Genomic DNA, 20,431 nt, shown 5'->3' on the forward strand with positions numbered 1-20,431 from the left:
CCCAGGTCTAGTCGCCGAGTCGTCCGGAGACCCCTCATGGCACCCAAGAACACCGGTGGCCCGAACCCGAACCCCGGCTCGAACCCGGGCTCGAACCCCGGGTCCACCCCCGGACCGCCGCCACCACCGGTCGGCGGGCCCACGGGCGGTTCCGGGTTCGGCATGAACATGTCCACCATGGAGGGTCTCCAGGGCAAGGCCGGCGACTTCCAGTCGCGGCTCAACGCCATCACCGGCGGCCTGCGGGGCTTGCAGCTGAGCCCCAACGCGCTCGGGCCGATCGGGCTGTTCGCGGTGCCGGCGCTGAACAACTCGAACAACAACACGGTCTCGCAGGCCGAGCGGGCCGCGGGGACGTTCGGGAACGTCCAGTCCGGTCTCAAGGCGACGCAGGAAACGCACGTCCTGACCGACAACAACAGCCAGAAGGAGTTCAACAAGTTCAACCCGGACGCGAACGCCCAGCGCCCGCCCGGCCAGCCCGGCGGCGGCCCGTCCGGCGGTCCGAAGACCGGTGGTCCCGACGTCAGCAAGACCGACGGCCCCAAGGGCGGCGGCGGTCCGGGCGGACCCGGCGGCCCGAAGGGTCCCGGCGGTCCGGCGGTCAACAAGACCGAAGGTCCCAAGGGCGGCGCGGGCACGGCACCGTCCGGCGGCCCCAAGGGAACCGGCGGACCTGCGGTCGGCCCCGTCAACGCACCCAAGGGCGGTGCGGGCACGGCGCCGTCCGGCGGCCCCAAGGGAACCGGCGGACCTGCGGTCGGCCCCGTCAACGCGCCCAAGGGCGGCGCGGGCACGGCACCGTCGGGCGGCCCCAAGGGTTCCGGCGGACCTGCGGTCGGCCCGGTCAACGCACCCAAGGGCGGTGCCGGCACCGGACCGTCCGGCGGCCCCAAGGGCGGCCTCGGCGGACCCGCTGTCGGACCGGTCAACAGCCCCAAGGGCGGCGCGGGCACCGCGCCCGGCGGCGGCCCCAAGGGCGGCCTCGGCGGACCCGGCGTCGGGCCGGTCAACAACCCCAAGGGCGGCGCGGGCACCGCGCCCACGGGTGGCACCAAGGGGACGGGTGGGCCTTCGGCCGGACCCGTCACGGGCCCCAAGGGCGGCGGCGGTGTCCCGGGCGGCATTCCGGGTGGCGGCGTCCCCGGCGGGGGCAAGGGCGGCGGCGGTGTCCCCGGAGGGGTTCCGGGCGGCGGCAAGGGCGGCGGCGTGCCCGGCGGCGTTCCGGGTGGTGTGCCCGGTGGAGCGCCGTCCAGCGGGACGAACCTGCCTCCGGGCGGGAAGACGGCGGCGGGCGGCACGCCCGTCACGACCCCGCCCGGCGGGTCGACGGCACCCAAGGGCGGCGCGACGCCGCCGCCGGTCGGCGGTGCCCCGATGGGCGGCGGCGGTGCGGGAGCACCGGGCGGCGCGGGAGCCTCCGACCGTTCGAGCAAGTACACCGGCGGCCCGGGCAAGGGCGTGTTCGACTCGCCGTCGCCCAAGGCCGGCGACGGCACCATCAACAAGGCCCCGACGCCCTCCACGTCCACGCCCCCACCGGCACCGAAGCCCACCACCTCCCCGCTCACCGGCGGCACCCCTGGCGGTGCGAACCCAGGTGGCGCGAACCCGGGCGGCGGTGCGTCGCCGAAACCCGGTGGCACGCCCGGCATCCCGTCGACCACCCCGTCGACCACCCCGTCGCCGACCGGCCCCGCGCCGACCAGCGGGACGACCCCGCCGACCAGCCCCACCTCGACGGGCAACAACCCGTCGACGGGCAAGACCCCGACTCCCGGCCCGACGTCCCCGACGCAGGGCGGAGCGCCGCCCGTCGGCGCGCCACCGGCAGGCGGTGCGCAGGGCGGAACGGGCCCGTCCGACCGTTCGAGCAAGTACACCGGCGGCCCCGGCAAGGGCACGTTCGACGCCCCGCCGCCCAAGGCCGGCGACGGCACCATCAACAAGGCCCCGACGTCCTCCCCGTCCACGCCCCCGCCGGCACCGACGAAGACGCCGAACGTGCCGTCCCCCAAGCTCGACCCGGCCCCGACCGTCCAGCCGAGCCCCACCCCGAACCCCGCCACCACTCCCCGGCCGGGTTCCACGCCACCCGTCACGGCGAACCCGACGCCACCCACCAACGCGCCGAACACGCCGAAGCCCGGCATCACGCCCACCCCGGCGACCCCGAACCCGGTCACGGCAAACCCGACCACGCCCAACCCGGCCGGGCCGAACCCCGCCGGGCCCAAGCCGACGTCCCCGATCACCAACGCGCCCAGCAACACCGGACCGACCGGCCCGGGTCCGAACGTCACCCCGGGGCCGAACAACACGGGGCCGAACGTCAACACCCCGGCGTCCCCGAACCCCACGTCCTCGAACCCCGCGTCGCCGAACCCGACGTCCCCGAACCCGACACCGGCGGCCAACACCCCGGCCAACCCGGCCGCCAACAACCCACGCACCACACCGCCACCGACCAACGCGCCGCCCACCGGGACCACGCCGAACACCAACACCCCGGCGTCGCCCAACCCGGCGTCCCCGAATCCGGCGTCCCCGAACCAGGGCTCGCCGAACCCGGTCACGCCGAAGCCGAACGTCGTGCCGACTTCGCCGCCTTCGCCCACGTCACCGAACTCCGACACCAAGACCGACACCAAGTCGGACGCCAAGACCGGCACCGACGTCCCGCCGGTGGCCGTCGCGGTCGTGCCGCCGGCCGTCGCGGTGGACCAGCCCGCGCGCAAGGTGCCGAACTTCCCGCCCGAGGACGGGAAGGGCGGTGCCACCGCCGCGTCCGGCAACCCCGCGCCGAAGCCGGTGGAGCAGGTCGTCTCGATCCCGGACGACGCGAACGGCCCGGCGATCAAGGCCGAGGCCGAGGCCACGATCAAGAAGATCAAGGAGAAGTACGGGATCGACATCGACCCCGACATCTCGGCCAAGTCGGTCAAGGAGAGCAACCCCAACGCCGGCTTCGCGGAGCGCATCAAGATCAAGACTCGGCCGATGAAGATCGAGGAGCTGCGCGGCATCGACGCCGCGCTGGAGCACTACGCCCCGATCCTCGGCGACAACCGGCCGAAGTCCAACCGGGCCGGCGTCGACGTCGAGGTCAAGAACATCGGCACGGCCAACCTCGGCCTGTCCAACGGCAAGCGCGACTTCGGCATGGCGGGCGAGTTCATCTCCTCGCACAACTCGGTGAACCTCTACGCGCTCGCGTTCCTCTCCAAGGACTTCGGCGGCGGCCAGAAGGAGATCGAGGGCACGGTCACCCACGAGGTCGCGCACGGCCTGCTGAAGTACGCCCTGCCCGGCTTCACCGCGGACATCGGCTACTGGGGCGCCGACGGCCGGCCGGTGCTCGCCGACGGTGCGGACAGCCCCACGACCAAGGGCAAGACCCCGACCAAGACCGCGGCCGAGGACTTCGAGAACTCGATCAAGTCCTACGTGCTGGAGTCGGGGTCGTTCAAGACCGACCACCCCAAGCACTTCGAGGTGATCAGCAAGCTCGACCAGGACAACCCGGGCCTGTTCGCGAAGCAGGCCGACACCGACCTGGCCGGGCCGCGCTCGAAGCGGATCTTCGACGCGCTCGTCGCGGACAACCAGCAGTCGACGTTCAACGAGGGCGTCGGCACCTGGAACCCGGACGGCTCGCTCAACACCAAGGGCGAGCAGCCGATCACCCCGTACGCCGCGACGAACCCCAACGAAGACCTGTCGGAGACGGCGAAGTTCTACTTCCTCGACCCGGACGGCCTGCGCGAGAAGGCACCGGCGCGCGCGGAGTTCTTCGACAACCTGGTCAACGACTGGAACCCGGACAACAAGAAGACGCCCAACTTCCCGGACGCGAAGTCCGACCTCAACCCGGACGGCGCGCCGAAACCCGGCCCGGACACCGAACCCGGTCCCGCACCGGACAACAACACCAACCCGGCGCCGGACACCGCGCCGAACCCGGACCCGAAGTCCTCGCCGGACGCGAACTCCGACACCAAGGCCGACACCGACGGCCCGGACGTGGCGGACAACGCCGACGGGCCCAAGCAGACCGACGCCGACCGGATCCGCAACGACGAGAGCTGGCGGCACAGCGACAAGAGCATCGGCGACCCCGGCGCGGAGTGGGCGACCCACCCGAACCCGGTCGACCCGGACGCGATCGCCGCCGTCCGCGACCAGGTGCCGCCGACCAGGTTCACCAGCGAGTCGGGCGGTCTCACCAACGACAGCAAGATCACCATCGGGCCGGACGGCCGACCGAAGTTCGACTTCCAGCCGGTGGGCGGGCCGATCTCGTTCGACGTGCGCCGCATCGAGTTCCCGAACGGCGACGGCAAGCCGCCGACCGTCGTGCAGGACCACAACTTCAAGCTCTACCTGGACAACCAGGCCGACTACACCGACGCCCAGCTCAAGGACTTCGCGGACAACGCGAACAAGGGCATGGCGGACTTCTGGAACAAGGGCCTGAGCCTGCCCTCGGGCGACCAGCTCAACGTGAACGTCGAGTTCACCACCGACCTGAAGGACGCCACCGGCCGGATCGAGATCGCCCCGCCGGGCGCGCGCCCGAACCAGCTCAGCCTGCCGATCGACGCCACGCCGGCGCACTTCGCGCACGAGGTCGGCGGCCACTTCGGCGGTCTGGACGACAGCTACAGCGAGGTCGGCCAGTCCGACGCGAGCGTGTTCCAGCACTCGGACGGCAAGACCGTCACCCACCTCGACGGCTCCACGGAGGTCGTGGGCACCGGCCGGGTCGTGAACGACAACGGCCTCATGGGCCCCAACGCGGGCCCGAACTCCGAGGTGAAGCCGCGTGACCTGTGGCTGATCGACAAGCGCGGCCCCAACACCGAGGTGATCACGCCGACCAGCGTGACCAACCTCGACTCGCCGCCGGTCAACCCGAACACGACCGCGCCGACGACCGCGTTCCCGTCGCCGAACCCGACCGCGAACCCGGCGGTCGAGACCAAGGCGAACCCCGAGCGCAAGACGCCGAACTTCCCGTCGCCGCCGAACGCGCCCAAGTTCACGCTGCCCAAGTTCCTCGGCGGTTCGGGCAAGCCCAAGACCGACTCGACCGAGATGCAGCCGCTGGGCAGCAGCGCGACCACCTCGGCCACGCCGAACCAGCAGAACACCCCGAACCAGCCGAACACCGGGAACGACCAGACCACCACGAACCAGCCGGCGGACCCGAACTCCTCGACGTCGGCCCAGCCCCAGCCCCAGCCGCCCGCCGTGGTCGTCCAGGACGTGGACGCGATCACGCCGCTGGAGCAGGCGAACCCGAACCCCGGCGGCGACCCGAACAACGGGCCGAACCCGCCCGCCGACGTGATCCCGTCGAAGAACCTGCCGGAGTTCTTCCAGAACAACGAGGCGCTGGGCACGATCGCGGTCACCGACGTCAAGGGCTCGGCGGACGTCGTGGCCAAGATCGACGAGATCCTGCCGACGTCGGCCAAGAAGCCGTCCGTCGGCGTGGACCAGATCGCGAGCGCGCTGGACAACAACCTGGAGACCTTCGTCGGCGGTGGCCGCGACTTCCAGGTCCGGGTCGGCAACAAGTGGTTCGAGGTGAACGTCAAGGCGCACCTCGAACCCCAGACCGACCCGGCCAACATCACCAAGCCCGCGGTCAAGACGAAGGTCGACTTCACGGCCAACAGCGGCGCGACCGCGACCAGCACCAACACCGTGTCGACCAGCGGCGAGATCGGCGTCACGGCCACCGCCGGCCAGGCGTTCGGCGCTTACGGCTCCGCCGGCGTCAAGGTGAACCTCGCGAGCCCGGCCGCGTCCACCAGCGTGCAGACGTCCACAGTGGACCAGCGCGCGATCAGGTCGGGCGAGGACTCGACCATCGCGAAGCTCGACGTCACCTACACGGTCACCGTGACCGACTCGAACAACGTCGACATCACCACCAAGAACCCGGCGGTGGACCCGACGGTCAAGGGCGGTGCCACCGTCCAGATCCCGAACGAGCTGGTCAACCTCGCCCCGCCGGGCACCGCCGACGTCGACGTCGAGGTGACCGACCCGGACGTCGGCGCGAAGATCGAGCACATCGCGCCGGAGGCGGTCGCGCTGCCCGACACCAAGGGCGCGTTCGACAAGGTGGCGGGCAAGCTGCCCAACTCGGTGGTCAAGATCGGCTCGCCGGGCCGGGCGACGCTCCAGGACTTCCTCAGCCCCACCACGATCCGCGACAACTTCGGCTCGATGCTCAACGGCTGGGTCACCTCGCCGGACCTGGTGAGCACGAACGCGGGCAAGGCCTCGGCCGTGCAGATGAAGGCGACCGTGACCGGTGTCGAGCTGCTCGGCACCAACAAGGACGCCCAGCTCCGCCTGCACGACATCGCGAACACCAGCACGGGCGTCACCGCGAACACCAAGAGCGGGTACGACGTCACGGTGGGCGCGGGCTTCGGCGTGCAGGTCTCCGGCCAGCTCGGCGGGACCATCGGGCCGGTCGGCTCGGGTGGCGTGAAGCTCACCGAGACCTCCAACGCGGGCACGAACTCGGGCAACCGGTCGGGCATCCAGGTCAAGTCCGAAACGGGCCTGTACAAGGTGAACGCGACCGTGGACGTGCGGACGCCGAACGGCACCGTGCAGGTCCCGGTGACCGCGTACGCGCGGATCGGCCTGCCCGAGGCGTCTTCGGCGGGCTTGCCGGTGCCGGACGGCACGAACGACAAGCTGACCGACCACGGCACCAAGAAGGGCACCGAGAAGACCCGCTACGAGCCGCCCTACCTGGCCTCGGAACTGGCCGCGGGCAACATCAAGGTCGGCGAGTTCGCGCCCGCGCAGAAGGTCCAGGCGGAGGTCGAGAAGGCGCTGTCGAGCCTGCCCGGCTTCGCGGACTTCCTGCCGAAGTGGAACGACAAGATCGACCTGCCGTCCACCGACACCAACACGGACGCGACGACCAACACCACCACCCCGCCGACCGACACCAACACCACCACCCCGCCCACCGCGACGAACACCAACACGGGCACCAACCCCGGCACCAACACCAACACCGGCACGAACACCGGGACCAACACGAACACCACGCCGGCGGTGGACGGCAAAGCGGCCAAGCAGCCCAAGGTCACCGAGAACTTCGCCGACGTGGTCCAGCAGCTGAACAACCAGCGCAAGCTCAACTCCGAGCTGTCGCCGACCGCCCTCAAGGCGAAGATGGACAGCCTGCTCGGCCCCGGCATAGACGTGCAGCTCAAGCGGCAGGGCCTGGCCACCAACGACTTCATCAACATCAACGTCAAGGCGAAGCTGGTCGACCCGGACGGCGCGGCCAAGCTCGACGCGCACCTGGGCCAGGTGGACAAGCACAACGTGCGCGGCTGGGCGGGCAGCGGTCCGAAGCTGGACAGCTCGACCACCACCCAGAAGGGCGGCAGCATCGGGGTCGAGGGCAAGCTGACGATCCCGGCCAAGTCTGGCGGGACGACCCTCACGCCGACCCCCAACGTGGGCGCGAAGTTCAACATGAGCGAGTCGGTCAGGACCACGGCCGGCCCGGCGGTGAACAGCTCCGGCCTCAACGTGGGCGCGTCCAACGCGCAGGTGTTCGGCCACCAGGTCGAGTTCGAGATCGAGATCACCGAGTTCAGCCGCAACCGCGCGTGGGTCAAGCGGGTCACGCCGGGCTCGCCGTTCCTGGAGGTCCCGCAGCCCAAGACGGTCGCCAAGACCGGCGGCACCGGCGCGGTGAAGCCGATCGGCGAGATCAAGGGCGACGTGCGCCTGTGGGCGTCGGACAGCTCGACGTTCAAGGAGGACCCGGCCGACTTCAAGCCGAAGGACCCGGTGACCACCAAGCTCACCGGTCCGACCGCGCCGAAGAACATCCAGACGCTGCTGACCACGCCGTCGACCAACCCCGCGCCGGAGATCCTGCACGTCGAGGCGGTGGCGAACACCGAGGCGATCAAGAACGCGGCCATCCAGGCGCTGACCGACGCGGCGGGCGGCAAGGACTCGTCGCTGACCGTCCCGGGCACCAACACCCGCAACCAGATCGACAAGATGTTCAGCCCGGAGGCCGTGAAGGCCAACCTGACCCGGATGCTGGAGACCGGTGTGCAGGAGGGCGGCCTGAAGTACGGCCGCCGGATCACCGACCGGACCGGCGCGGTGGGCGTGAAGTTCGAGTTCGGCAACGCCAAGCTGGTGTCGATCTCGGACAGCACCGGCATGGAGAACACCACCAGCGGCGGGTTCAAGGCCGGCGACAGCACGGTGAACAACAAGTCGTTCGACGTGTCCGGCGGGCTGAACCTGCCCGCGAAGCCCACCGACAACCCGACCGGCCAGGGCGCGGTGGGCGTCACGGCCAAGTGGACGCCGTGGGCGAAGTCCACCACGACCGGCACCGAGGTCGCGGGCAACGTGGACCGCGTCAAGATCACGCCCGCGACCGGCCGCACCGTGCTGGTGCAGGTGGACGCGAGCGTGACCGTGGTCGGCGAGAGCCGGACCGGCAACACCGCGCTGAAGGGCACGCCGGGTTCGGCGGCGGTGAAGGTCGACCTCGAAGGCGGGGTCTTCGTCCGGGTCAGCGAGGACGTGGCCCGCCGGATGGGGGTGCTCGCCGACATCGAGACCCCGGACCACAGCCCCAAGGACGTCGGCGGCATCGCACCGCCCAAGACCATGGGCCCCGGCAGCAAGCCCGGCTCGCTCGGCCTGGGCATGATCGACAAGATGCCCGCCGACCTGTCGAAGCTGGTCACCGACCTGCGCACGGACCTGCGGGCGAAGAACAACGCGGGCGTGCTGCCCGACCAGGTCCTCGACGACTCGATGAACAACTTCCAGCGGCTGGTCGACCTCACCTCGCCGACCAGCGTGAAATCGCTGATGGACAGCGCGATGGACGGCGGCGTGCCGCTGCTGCTGCACAAGCCGGGGACGTTCGGCAAGGACACCTACCAGGTCACGCTCACGGCGGTGACCGGCACGCCGGAGTTCAAGGGCGTGGCGAACGACGGCGTCGACGTCGAGCTGATCATCGCGGGCAGCACCAAGACCACCGACGGCACGGGGCGCGGCACCGGCTGGGGCGCGGGCCTCAAGGTGCCGGGCGCGGGCCTGCCGGCGGCGGCCAGCCCGACCCTGTCCGGCAACGCGGGCGCGGCGGTGGCGGTCAACGTGAGCCACTCGACCACCACGTCGGTGACCGATTCCACCACCGACGTGGTCGGCCACAAGCGGGTCGGCGGCGGCCCGGTGGCGAAGTTCGACGTGCCGGTGACGTTCAAGCTCGAAGTGCACAAGGGCAACACCCTGGTGGGCTCGTCGGAGATCACGCCGGCCGACCCGATGGGCGTGCGGCTGCACGCCGACAACCACAAGTTCACCGCCCCGGTCACGAACAGCCCGAACACCAACACCACCGTCACCAACACCCCGGCCACGAACACCCCGCCGACCAACGCGCCGTCCGGCTCGACGAACCCGAACACCGACCAGATCACCCCGGCACCGCCGAACTCCGGACCGTCGACCTCGACGGACCCGAACGCGACCCCGGACCCGAACGCGACCCCGGCCACCAACCCGACGACGGCCACCAACCCGACGACGCCGCCGCCGGCGACCACGCCGCAGCTGCCGCCCGTGGACACCGGCACGACCAAGACCAAGGCGGACGGCCTGAACGCCCCGGCGTGGCAGACCGACACCCAGGCGACCGCGCTGCCGCCGGGCTCGTCGGTGGAGGCGCTCAGCGGGGTCCGGGACCTGCGGGCCGCCGCGCTGCACGCGCTCACCGAGGCAGGCGCGAAGCAGGGCCTGACGGGCAAGGGCACGGGCTCGCTCAACGCCCTGCTGTCCGCGCTCAGCTCGGAGAACCTCCAGCCGCAGCTGCCGGGGATGCTCTCCGGCCCGATGAGCGTGCCGGGCCTGCACGAGGCGGCGCTGACCACCAGCCAGCACGCCGACGTCAAGGTCTACGCGAAGATGGTCAACCCGAAGCTGGGCGGCCTGAGCGACGGCGTGAAGCTGGAGAACCCCAAGAGCACGATCTCCACGACCTCCGCCGACGCCAAGAAGTCCGAGACCAACGACGTCGTGGTGGGCGGGGTGACCGGCGGTCTCACCTCGAAGGACCCGGGCGTCGTGTTCAGCACCGGCGGTCTGGAGTTCAAGCACGCGGGCGAGGTGTCCGACACCACGACCGGCGGCGCGGCGAACAACCAGATCAACGACCTCAAGCGCGAGGGCCGCACCGGCCTGGTCGACTTCGACGTCGAGTACCGGATCGTCGCCGACCTCGGCAAGGGCAAGGTCGGCGTCGTCGACCTGATCGTGCCGGGCGCGGCCCAGGTGCGGATGCCGGCGGCGGACGCGCAGGCCGCGATCGAGTCGAAGCTCGCCGCCGACGACAAGCCCGGCGTGTCCCAGAAGTTCCAGGACCTGGCCACCACGCAGAACGCCGTGAAGAAGGCCGCCGCCGACTGGCGGACCGCCGAGGTCGCCGTGGAGAAGGTCGTCCACGACGCCCAGTCGGCCGTCGCCGACCTGGACAAGCAGGTCACTAAGGCGGACAAGGACCTGGCGACCGCCAACCAGGAGCTGACCGACGCGCAGGCGAAGCTCGCCGCCGAGCAGGCGAAGGTCCCGCCGCTGGCGAAGGCCGCGACCGACGCCGGCACCCTGGTCGACACCGCGCAGGTGGAGTTCGACAAGCGCGCCGACGACCTGGGCAACGCCAAGGACGCCGTCACCGACGCGACGGGCAAGGTCGCCGACGCGGACGCCGACGTCAAGACCGCCACCGACGAGCTGGCCGACCTCAACGGCGACGTCGACCAGGCCAAGCAGGACGTCGGGACCGCCGACACCGCGGTCAAGACCGCCGAGCAGGCGCTGACCGACCACCTCGCGAACCGCCCGCCGCCGCAGCCGACCCCGACCCAGGGCCCGGCGACCTCGGACGGCCGGCCCCCGGCCCCGGCGGCACCTCCGGTCGACCCGGTGGAGACCGGCCTGGCGCAGAACGTCGAGGACGCCAAGGCGGACCTGAAGGCCAAGCAGGACGTCCTGACCGACCTGAACACCAAGCTGCCCGACGCCCGGCAGAAGCTCACCGACGCCCAGGGCGCGCAGACCGGGGCGAACAAGGCCCTGGCGGACGCGAACAAGCGGGTCACCGACGCGCAGGGCCCGTTCGACACGGCCAAGACCGGGCTGGAGACGGCCCAGGACAACCAGGGCAAGGCGAACGACGCCCTCGGCACCGCGAACGACGTCGTGGACACCGCGCAGGACGTGGTCGGCCGGAAGCAGCAGGCCGTCGACGACGCCACGGCGGTGAAGAACGGCCTGAACCAGCAGATCCAGGACGTCAAGGACCAGGCGAAGCTCGACGTGGCGGACCGGGCCACCGAGGCGGGCCGCAAGCAGCAGGACTGGTGGGACGCCAAGATGGCGATCGACCAGCAGATCCAGGACTTCAACGACACGCTGCCCAAGCCGCCGCCCCCGCCGCCGCCGAGCACCACGCCGAACACGACACCGAGCACCACCACGCCGAGCACCGGCGACAACGCGCCCAAGAGCGCCAAGTCGGCGGGCAAGCAGCCGGCGAAGACCACCGACAAGTCGGCGGGCAAACAGCCCGCGGCGAGCGTCGAGACCAAGCAGCCGAAGCTCACCACGCCGCCGAACGTGGGCAGCAGCAAGCAGAACACGGCCTCGAACCAGGCGAGCAGCAGCAGCAGCCCGCAGCCGCCGTCCGCACCGCAGAACCGGTCCGTCCCACCCTCGGCACTGTCCACTTCGGACATCGCACCGACCGTCGAGGGCCCGGCCACCCGGCCGGACGCGAACCCGAACCCGAAGCCGGAGAAGTCGTTCACCTTCGCCGACGGCTCGGCCGCGCTCACCGGGCCGCAGCAGGCCGAACTCGACGCGCTGGTGGACGACCTCGCCGACGTCACGGCCAAGCGCGAGGGCAAGTACCTGCCGCCCGCCGTCGAGGTCTCCGGCCCGAACGCCCAGAACGTCGTGGACGCGTTGTCCGCCAAGGGCGTCGACGCCAAGATCACGCCCGGCCGCGCGGACGGCCTGGACGTGAAAGTCGACTGGGACCTCAAGCGCCCCGAGGGCTGGACACCGCCGGCCGCGCCGGTCGGCACCAAGGTCACCGACACGGTGATCACCTCGCCCGCCCCGCAGGGCCCGCACCCGGTGCTGGACGACCCGTCGTGGCGGCACAGCGCGGAGGCGTCGGCGGACTGGTTCGACCCGAAGGGCGCGGTGCCCAACGCCACCATCGAGAACGCCCGGGTCGACGCGCCGATCACCGGCAAGGTGCGCGGGGAGGACGGCGGCGTGCTGTCCGACTCGACCATCGGCCCGGACGGCGTGGACCTCAAGGCGTGGCGCGGCCCGATCGCCTACGACATCCGCGCGCTGGACGTCGGCGGCGTGAAGGTCCAGGACTTCACCGTCAAGCTGCACCTGAAGGGCGACCCGGACGCGCTGCCCGGCATGCGGGAGCGCGCCAAGGCGGGCGTGGACGAGCTGTTCAACCAGGGCAACCGGCTGCCCTCGCAGGGCCAGTTCCACGTCACCGTCGAGTTCACCGACAACCCGGCCGACGCGCACGGCACCATCGAGGTCACCGAGCCGGGCGGCCGGGCCAACCAGCTCGACTGGCCCGCCGACACCGACCCGCGCCGGATCGCGCACGAGGTCGGCCACTTCCTCGGCCTGCACGACGAGTACTTCGAGACCGACGACGTCAAGCCGATCTTCCAGCACCAGGACGGCAAGGGCCGGGTGGTCGGCGACAACGCGCCGATGACCGCCGGCATCGACGCCGACAACGCCTCGCTCAAGCCCCGCAACCTGTGGCTGATCGAGAACCGGGCGAACGCCCTGGTGTCGTTCAACGACCTCGGGTCGCCGACCACCCCGGTCGAGGTCGCCCCGGAGGTGAAGGCCCCCAACGCGCCGGGCATCTTCAAGCGGACGCCACCGCCGCCCGCCACCCCGGCCGCCCCGCTGCCGGTGGCCAACCCGCTGCCGCCGGTCCTGCCCGGTGCCCGGGTCCCCCAGTTCCTCCAGGCCAACCAGGCGCTGGGCACGGTCGCGACGAACGGCGTGACCGGCGTCGACCAGGTCACCGCCGGGATCACCGCGCTGGTGCCGACGCCCGCCGGCGTCACGCCGGTCGGCGTGGACCGGATCGGCGCGGCGCTGGACTCGGACTTCGAGTCGTTCCTCGGCAACGGCCGCACCTTCCAGGTGCAGGTGGGCGGCAACTGGTACGACGCCAACGTCAAGGCGGTGATGGGTCCCGCCACGGGTACCGGCACGGCGTCGTCGGCCAAGGTCGACAGCCGGGTGGACAGCGGCACGACCACCACGACCACCACCGCCCTGAGCAACGGCAACGACCTGTCGTTCGCCGCCACCGCGAGCCAGGGCATGGGCGCGTACGGCACGCTCGGCGTGAAGGCCACGCTATCCACGCCGGTCTCCTCGTCCACCGCGACCTCCACGGCCGTGGACGACCGCGAGGTGCGCGGCGGTGAATCGTCGACCAAGTACGACGTCCCGGTCTCCTACACGGTCACGCTCACCGACGCGCAGAACGTGGTCGTGGCGAACTCGGTGATCGAGGGCACCGCGGCGAACCCGACGACGGTCGCCCTCCAGGTGCCCAACGACCTGGGCAACCTGGCCGACACCGACAACGCGCTGGGCAAGATCACCCCGGCGGACACCGAGTGGGGCGCGAAGGTCGAGCACCTGGTGCCCGAGGCGATCGGCACGTTCGACGCCGACGCGGCGTTCGACGCGGTGGCGGCGAACCTGCACCCGTCGGTGGTGAAGCCCGGTGCGGACGGCCGCACCGCGCTGCGGGACTTCCTCAGCGCCACCAACATCCGCGACAACCTGCACGTGATGCTCAACGGCTGGGTCACCTCGCCCAACCTGACCAGCCCCAACGCCAGCTACGGCTCGGCGGTGCAGATGAAGGCGTCGCTGGTCGACGCCGAACTGGTCGGCACGCACGGCGGCGCGCAGTTCCGGATGCACCACACCGCGACCACGACCACCGGCGTCACCTCGTCGGTCAGCTCGGGCGTCGAGCTGAACGCGGCGGCCGGTGGCGGCGTCGGCACGCCCGGCGTCCCGATCGGCTCGGCCGGCCTCACCGGCTCGGTGTCGTCCAAGACGGCGGAGAGTTCGTCGGCGGGCGGCACGGCGGTCAACCGCGCGGGCATCCAGGTCGGCGGCCAGACCGGGCTCTACAAGGTGACCGTCAACGTCGACGTGCGCACCCCCAACGGCGACACGGTGACCGTGCCCGCGACCGGGTACGTCCGGCTGGGCCTGCCGGAGGCGAAGGCGCACGGCCTGCCCACCCCGGACAACACCCAGGCCGGCATCACCAAGCCGGGCACCGCGGACACCCGACACGAGCCGCCGTACCTGTCGGCCGGGCTCGCCGCGGGCAACATCCGGGTCGGCGAGCTGAGCACCGTCGACACCGACGTGCAGACCCAGGTGGAGGACGCGCTCAAGGGCCTGCCCGGCTTCGCGGGCTTCCTGCCCACCTGGAACCGGGACACCGACGCGCGGGCCGACGGCAAGAACTTCGCCGACGTCGCCGAGCAGCTGAACAACCAGCGCAAGCTGGACGCCGAGCTGTCGCCGACCGCGCTCAAGGCCAAGATGGACAGCCTGCTCGGCCCCGGCGTGCAGGTGCAGCTCAAGCGCCAGGGCCGGACCACGAACGACTTCGTCAACGTCACCGTGCGGGCCAAGCTGGGCCCGCCCAAGCACCTCGGCGAGGCGGACGGGCGCAACGTGCGCGGGCTGAACTCGGCCGCGCCCCGGCTGGACAGCGCCACCACCACGACCAAGGGCTGGAGCGCGGGCGTCGAGGCGCGCGGCGGCGCGAACGCGAAGCCGGGCCTGGCGAGCCTCGCCCCGACCGCGAACGCGGCGGTGAAGTACAGCCGGTCCGCGGTCACCAGGACCACCGCCGGACCGGTGGTCAACGACGTGGCGCTCAACGTCGGCAGCTCGAAGGCGCAGGTCTTCGCGCACGACGTCGAGTTCGAGATCGAGATCACCGAGTTCAGCCGCAACCGGTCGTGGGTCAAGCGGGTCACGCCGGGCTCGCCGTTCCTGAAGGTGCCCGAGGTGCGCACGGTCGTGCGGCCGCCGGACCCGGACAACCCGGCCGCGCCCGGCGGCCCGAAGGTCGTCGACCGGATCGGCGGCAAGGTCCACCTGTGGGTGTCGGACGGGTCCGCGCTCAAGACCGCGCCCGACTTCACCCCGCAGAACGCGACCGCCACCCCGTTGCCCAACACCACGATCGGCGCGCTGCTCAAGCCGGGCGCGACCCGGCCGCCCCGGCACGAGTGGCTGCACGTCGAGGCGGTCGCGAACGCCGAGCAGCTGCGCGACCACGCGATGGGCGTGCTGAACGCGGCGGCCGGCCCGGACACCTCGCTGACCGCGCCGGGCACGGTGGCCCGCAACCAGATCGACAAGATGTTCAGCCCGGAGAACCTGAAGGCGAACCTGCGCCGGATGGCCGAGACCGGGATCGTGGAGGACAGCCTCCGGTTCGACCGCCGGGTGACCGACCGGACCGGCGCGATCGGCATGTCGGTCCAGTTCGACTTCGCCACCGCCAAGGTGGTGTCCATCTCGGACAACACGCCGACCGAGGTGTGGACCGGCGGCGGGTTCAAGGCGGCGGGCAGCGACGCCGAGGTCAAGTCGGTCGAGCTGAGCGCCGGTGCCGGGCTCGGCGGCAAGCCGAGCGACAGCACGCCGAGGGGCGGCGCGAACTTCAGCGCCGGCGCCAAGTGGACGCCGTACTCCAGGACCGACACGACCTCCTCGGAGGTCGGCGGCAACGTCGACCGCAAGCTGGTCCGGCCGTCCGGCGAGCGGACCGTGCTGGTGCAGCTCGACGCCGAGTTCTCGGTGGTCGGCGAGAGCCGGTCGGGCAACGCCGCCTACGCCGGCACGCCGCGCGCGCAGGGCGCGACCGTGTCGCTGCCCGGCGGCGTGTTCGTGCGGGTCAGCGAGCAGGTCGCGCGGGACATGGGCCTGCTGGAGGACGTGCCGCCGCACACCTCGCCGGACTTCGGCGAGATGAAGGCCCCCAAGCGGCTGGACCCGAAGCAGCCCTCGGCGCTGGGCCTGAGCACGGTGGACGACGTCCCCGACCTGTCCGCCGTGGTCGCCGACCTGACCACCAGGGTCAACGCGGAGACCCGCGGCCGGGTCGGCTCCGGCCTGATCCCGGACAGCGTGCTCGACGACTCGATGCACAACCTCCAGCGCCTGGTCGACCTCACCTCGCCGACCAGCGTGAAGGGCCTCATCGACAGCGCCCTGGACGGCGGTGTGCCGCTGCTGCTGCACAAGCCGGGCACGGTGATCGGCAAGGACACCTACCAGGTCACGCTGCGGGCGAAGGCGGGCGAGCCGAAGTTCGTCGGCGCGGTCAACGACGGCTACGACATCGAGCACATCCTGGCCGGGTCCAAGAAGGACTCCTCGGGGGTCACCAAGGGCACGTCGTGGGGCATCACGGCGAAGGCCGCCGGCCTGCACCTGCCGGACGTGAAGGACGGCCTCGCGCCGGTGGTCGGCGCGGCGGTCGGCGCGGGCCTGGGCGGCTCGCAGAGCAAGAGCACCACCGACACCACCACCGAGCAGTTCGGCCACAAGCACACCGCCACCGGCCCGGCCGTCCAGTACGACGTGCCGATGGAGTTCGAACTGGTGGTGCACAAGGGCGGCCGGGAGATCGCCAAGTCCACCCTCGCCACCGAGGGCATGAACCCGCCGCCCGCCGGCACCGCGCCGGCGAACACCGGCGGGCCGGCGGCCCCCGCGCTGCCCAAGCCGGTGCGGGTCCGGCTGCACGCCGACAACGTGCGGGTCGACGCGCCGGGCGTGACCGACCACGGCCGGCCCTACACGGCGGAGGCGACCAGCAGGCCGAACACCGAGGCGCAGCCCGCGAACGTGACGGCCTGGCAGCAGGCCGGCGCGCCGGTCACCCCGCCCGCGACCTCCTCGGTCGAGGGGATGCGCGGCGCGCAGGACGTGCGGCTGGCCGCCGTCGCGGCGCTGCAGCGGGCGGGCGCGGGCGCGGGCATCACCGGCAAGGGCACCGGCTCGATGAACGCCCTGCTGTCGTCGCTGAGCTCGGAGACGCTCCAGTCGGTGCTGCCCGGCATGACGTCCGGTCCGCTGGACGTGCCGGGCCTGCACCAGGCGACCCTCGGCCTGTCGCAGCACGCGAACCTCAAGGTCTACGCGCGGCTGGTCAACCCCCGGCTCGACGCGCTCAGCGACGGCGTCAAGCTGGAGAACCCGTCGTCCACCACGCACTCCACCACCTCCGAGGTCAAGCACGCGGACAGCGGCGACGTGGTGATCGGCGTGCCGTCCGGCGGTCTGGGCAAGCGGGTCGACGACGCGCAGGGCAACCCGGACCTGGTGCACTCGGCCAACCTCACCGGCACCGGCTTCGAGCTCAAGCACGCCGCCGAGGACGCCACCACCGACTCCGGGGCGCAGACCAGCGGCACGGCGCAGAACCTCAAGCCGTCCGGGCGGTCCGGCCTGGTCGAGTTCGACGTGGAGTACCGGTTCGTCGCCGAGGTCGACGGCACGGTCGGCGTCTACGACCTGACCGTGCCCGGCTCGGTCGACCTGCGGATGCCGCTGGCCGACGTCGAGTCCGTGCTCGGCCACGCGATCGACCCGGGGGTGGCGGCGGCGCAGTCGGTCGTGCAGAGCACCGCCAAGACGTGGCGGACCGCGGAGGGCAAGGTCGAGCAGGCCCGCCACCACGCGCAGGACCTGCTCGCCGACCGGGCCGCCGCGGTCCGCGACGTGCCCGGCCTGCGGACCACCCTGGACACCAGGGGGGACGCGGCGGACGTCGCGTTCGAGGCGGTCGGCACCCGCGACGGCGAGGTCAACACCGCGCGGGACGCCCGCGACACCGCCGTGACCACGGCCGACGGCCTGGCGGAGACGTCGGCCGAGCTGGACCGCGCGTCCCGGCGGGCCGACCTGGCGGTGCGCAACGCCGAGGCCGACGTCCGGCTGGAGAACGAGCACGTCGCGGCCCTGGAACTGCGGGCCGAGACGGTGGCGAACCTGCTCACCAAGGCCGACGAGGCCGTGCGGACCGCCGACCGGGCGCTGACCGACTACGACCGGGACCACCCGGCGCGGCCCGACCAGGGCGCAGCGTCGACCACCCCGCCGCAGGTCGACACCGTGCGGCAGGGCCTGGTGGACGCCGTCGAGGCCGACACCAAGGTGCGCGACGGGTGGCGCACCGAGCAGACCAAGGTCGCCGGCGAACTCGACGCGGCCAGGACCACCCGGGACTTGGCGGTCGAGGAGCACGGGGCACTGGTCGGGAAGGCGGCGGAGGCCAAGACGGCGGCCGAGCAGGCCGCGGCCGACCTGGTGACCGCCGAACTCGACGTCGAGGCCCGGCGCACCCGGCTGGACGAGGCGAACGGGAACCTGCGCGAGGCCCGCGAGCGGGCCCGGCTGGCCGAGCAGGCCCGGGTCGACGCGGAACGCGCGCACGACGCGGCCGTGCTGAAGGTGGCCGACCTCGACGGGAAGATCGTCACCGCGAACCACGACCTGGCCCAGCGCCGGCAGGAGGCCGACGACGCCCAGGCCGCGTGGTGGGCGGCCAAGACCGACGCCGACACCAAGCTCAGCGCCGCGACCGCGCCGCCCGCCCCGCCGAACCCGCCCCAGGGGCAGACCCCGCAGGTGCCCCAGACCCCGCAGGTGCCCCAGCTCCCACAGGTCCTGCCGACGCCGCAGATCGTGGTCACGAACGCGGAGTCGTCCGGGTCGACGTCCACCGGCGGGCAGCAGGGGCAGACGTTCGGCAGCGCGCCGGTCCTCGACCGGGGCATCCCGGCGACGGCGTTCGACAGCGGGTTCGACACGCCGGTCGACGGCACCCCGTCGACCGGCACCACCCACCAGACGCCCACGCTGGAACAGCGCAAGGCCGTGCGGGACAAGGCGGTCGGCGACCTCGCCGCCAAGCAGCTCGCCGAGCGGACCGCCGAGCGCAACGCCGTCCAGGCGCGACAGGCCGCGGAGAAGGCCAAGGCGACCAACGACCTGGCCGCCAAGCAGCAGGCCGAGTACCAGGCCGCGAACCAGGCGCTGACCGCGAAGCTGGACGCCGAGGGCAAGAAGGCCCTCGCCGACCTGCTGTCCAGGCAGCAGAACGAGCGGGCCGAGTCGGGCCGGCAGTTCACCGACCGGATGCGCGCCGAGGAGGCGCAGGTCGCCCAGCGGCTCGACGAGCGCCAGGCCGCCGAGCGGCAGCGGGTGCTCGCCGAGGTGCACCAGCGGGAGGGCGCCGAGCAGCGGCAGTTCCTCGACCACGTCAACTCGCGGCCCGGCATGACGCCCGTCGCGGCCGAGCAGTTGCGGCAGCAACTGGTCAACCACCAGCAGGCCGAGCGGCACAACGCCGACCAGCGGGTCGCGCAGGCGCAGCAGGCCGAGCGGCAGCAGACCGAGCAGCAGTTCACCACCTGGCGGGAGGGTCAGCGCCAAGCCGCCGTGCAGCAGTTCGAGAACCGGGCGCTGGCCGAGCGGCAGCAGGCGGAGCACGACCTCAAGGCCAGGCAGGACCAGGAGCGCAAGGCCGCCGAGCAGGACCTCCAGGACCGCCGGCAGCGGGAACGCGCCCTGGTCGAACGGCAGTTGGACACCCGGCAGCAGGCCGAGCGCCGGTTGCTGGAGGACCGGCTCGACACCCGTCAGTCCGCCGACTTCCACGACGAGATCCAGAAGTGGCTGCCGGCGGACACCAACCACCGCGACGCGTTCGCCGACGACGCGGCGGCCCGCCAGTGGGCCGACGACAACTACCCGGGGCTGGCCCGGATCAACCACGACAGCCCTCGCGAGGACGTCGCCGGCAACGACGTGAACTGCACCGACTGCGTCATCGCGACCCACGAGACGCTGCACGGCAGGCCGGTCGCCGCGTCGCCGCTGCCCGCCCCGCAACCGGCCGGGTACCTGGAGAACCACTTCGGCACCGAGTTCCAGGACGTGGCGAACTACCACCAGGTGGCCGACCACCTCGGGGAGCGGCCGGGCCGGCACGTCGGCGTGGGCATCGTCCGCGACGACGGCACCGGCCACGTCTTCAACGGCTGGAACGACGGGCAGCGGATCACGTTCTACGACGCCCAGACCCACCGACCCGCGAAGCTGGAGCACAACGCCGTGCGCATCCGGTTCATCCCCCTGCCGGACCTGCCCGCCACGACCCCGGCGCGGCCGGCGCGGGTGCCCTAGCCTCGACGGACCCGGCGGACGACCACGATGACCA

1 protein-coding gene is annotated in these 20,431 nt (G+C 72.2%); it reads left to right on the forward strand.

Annotated elements, in window-relative coordinates; translation table 11 throughout:
- The first annotated feature begins 36 nt into the window (after positions 1 to 36).
- Complete coding sequence (locus AC0HI0_RS30750) at positions 37 to 20,397, forward strand: toxin glutamine deamidase domain-containing protein (protein ID WP_480926996.1); 20,361 nt, start codon at positions 37 to 39, stop codon at positions 20,395 to 20,397.
- The last annotated feature ends 34 nt before the right edge of the window (positions 20,398 to 20,431 follow it).

Source organism: Saccharothrix sp. NBAS 001, from assembly GCF_056640475.1.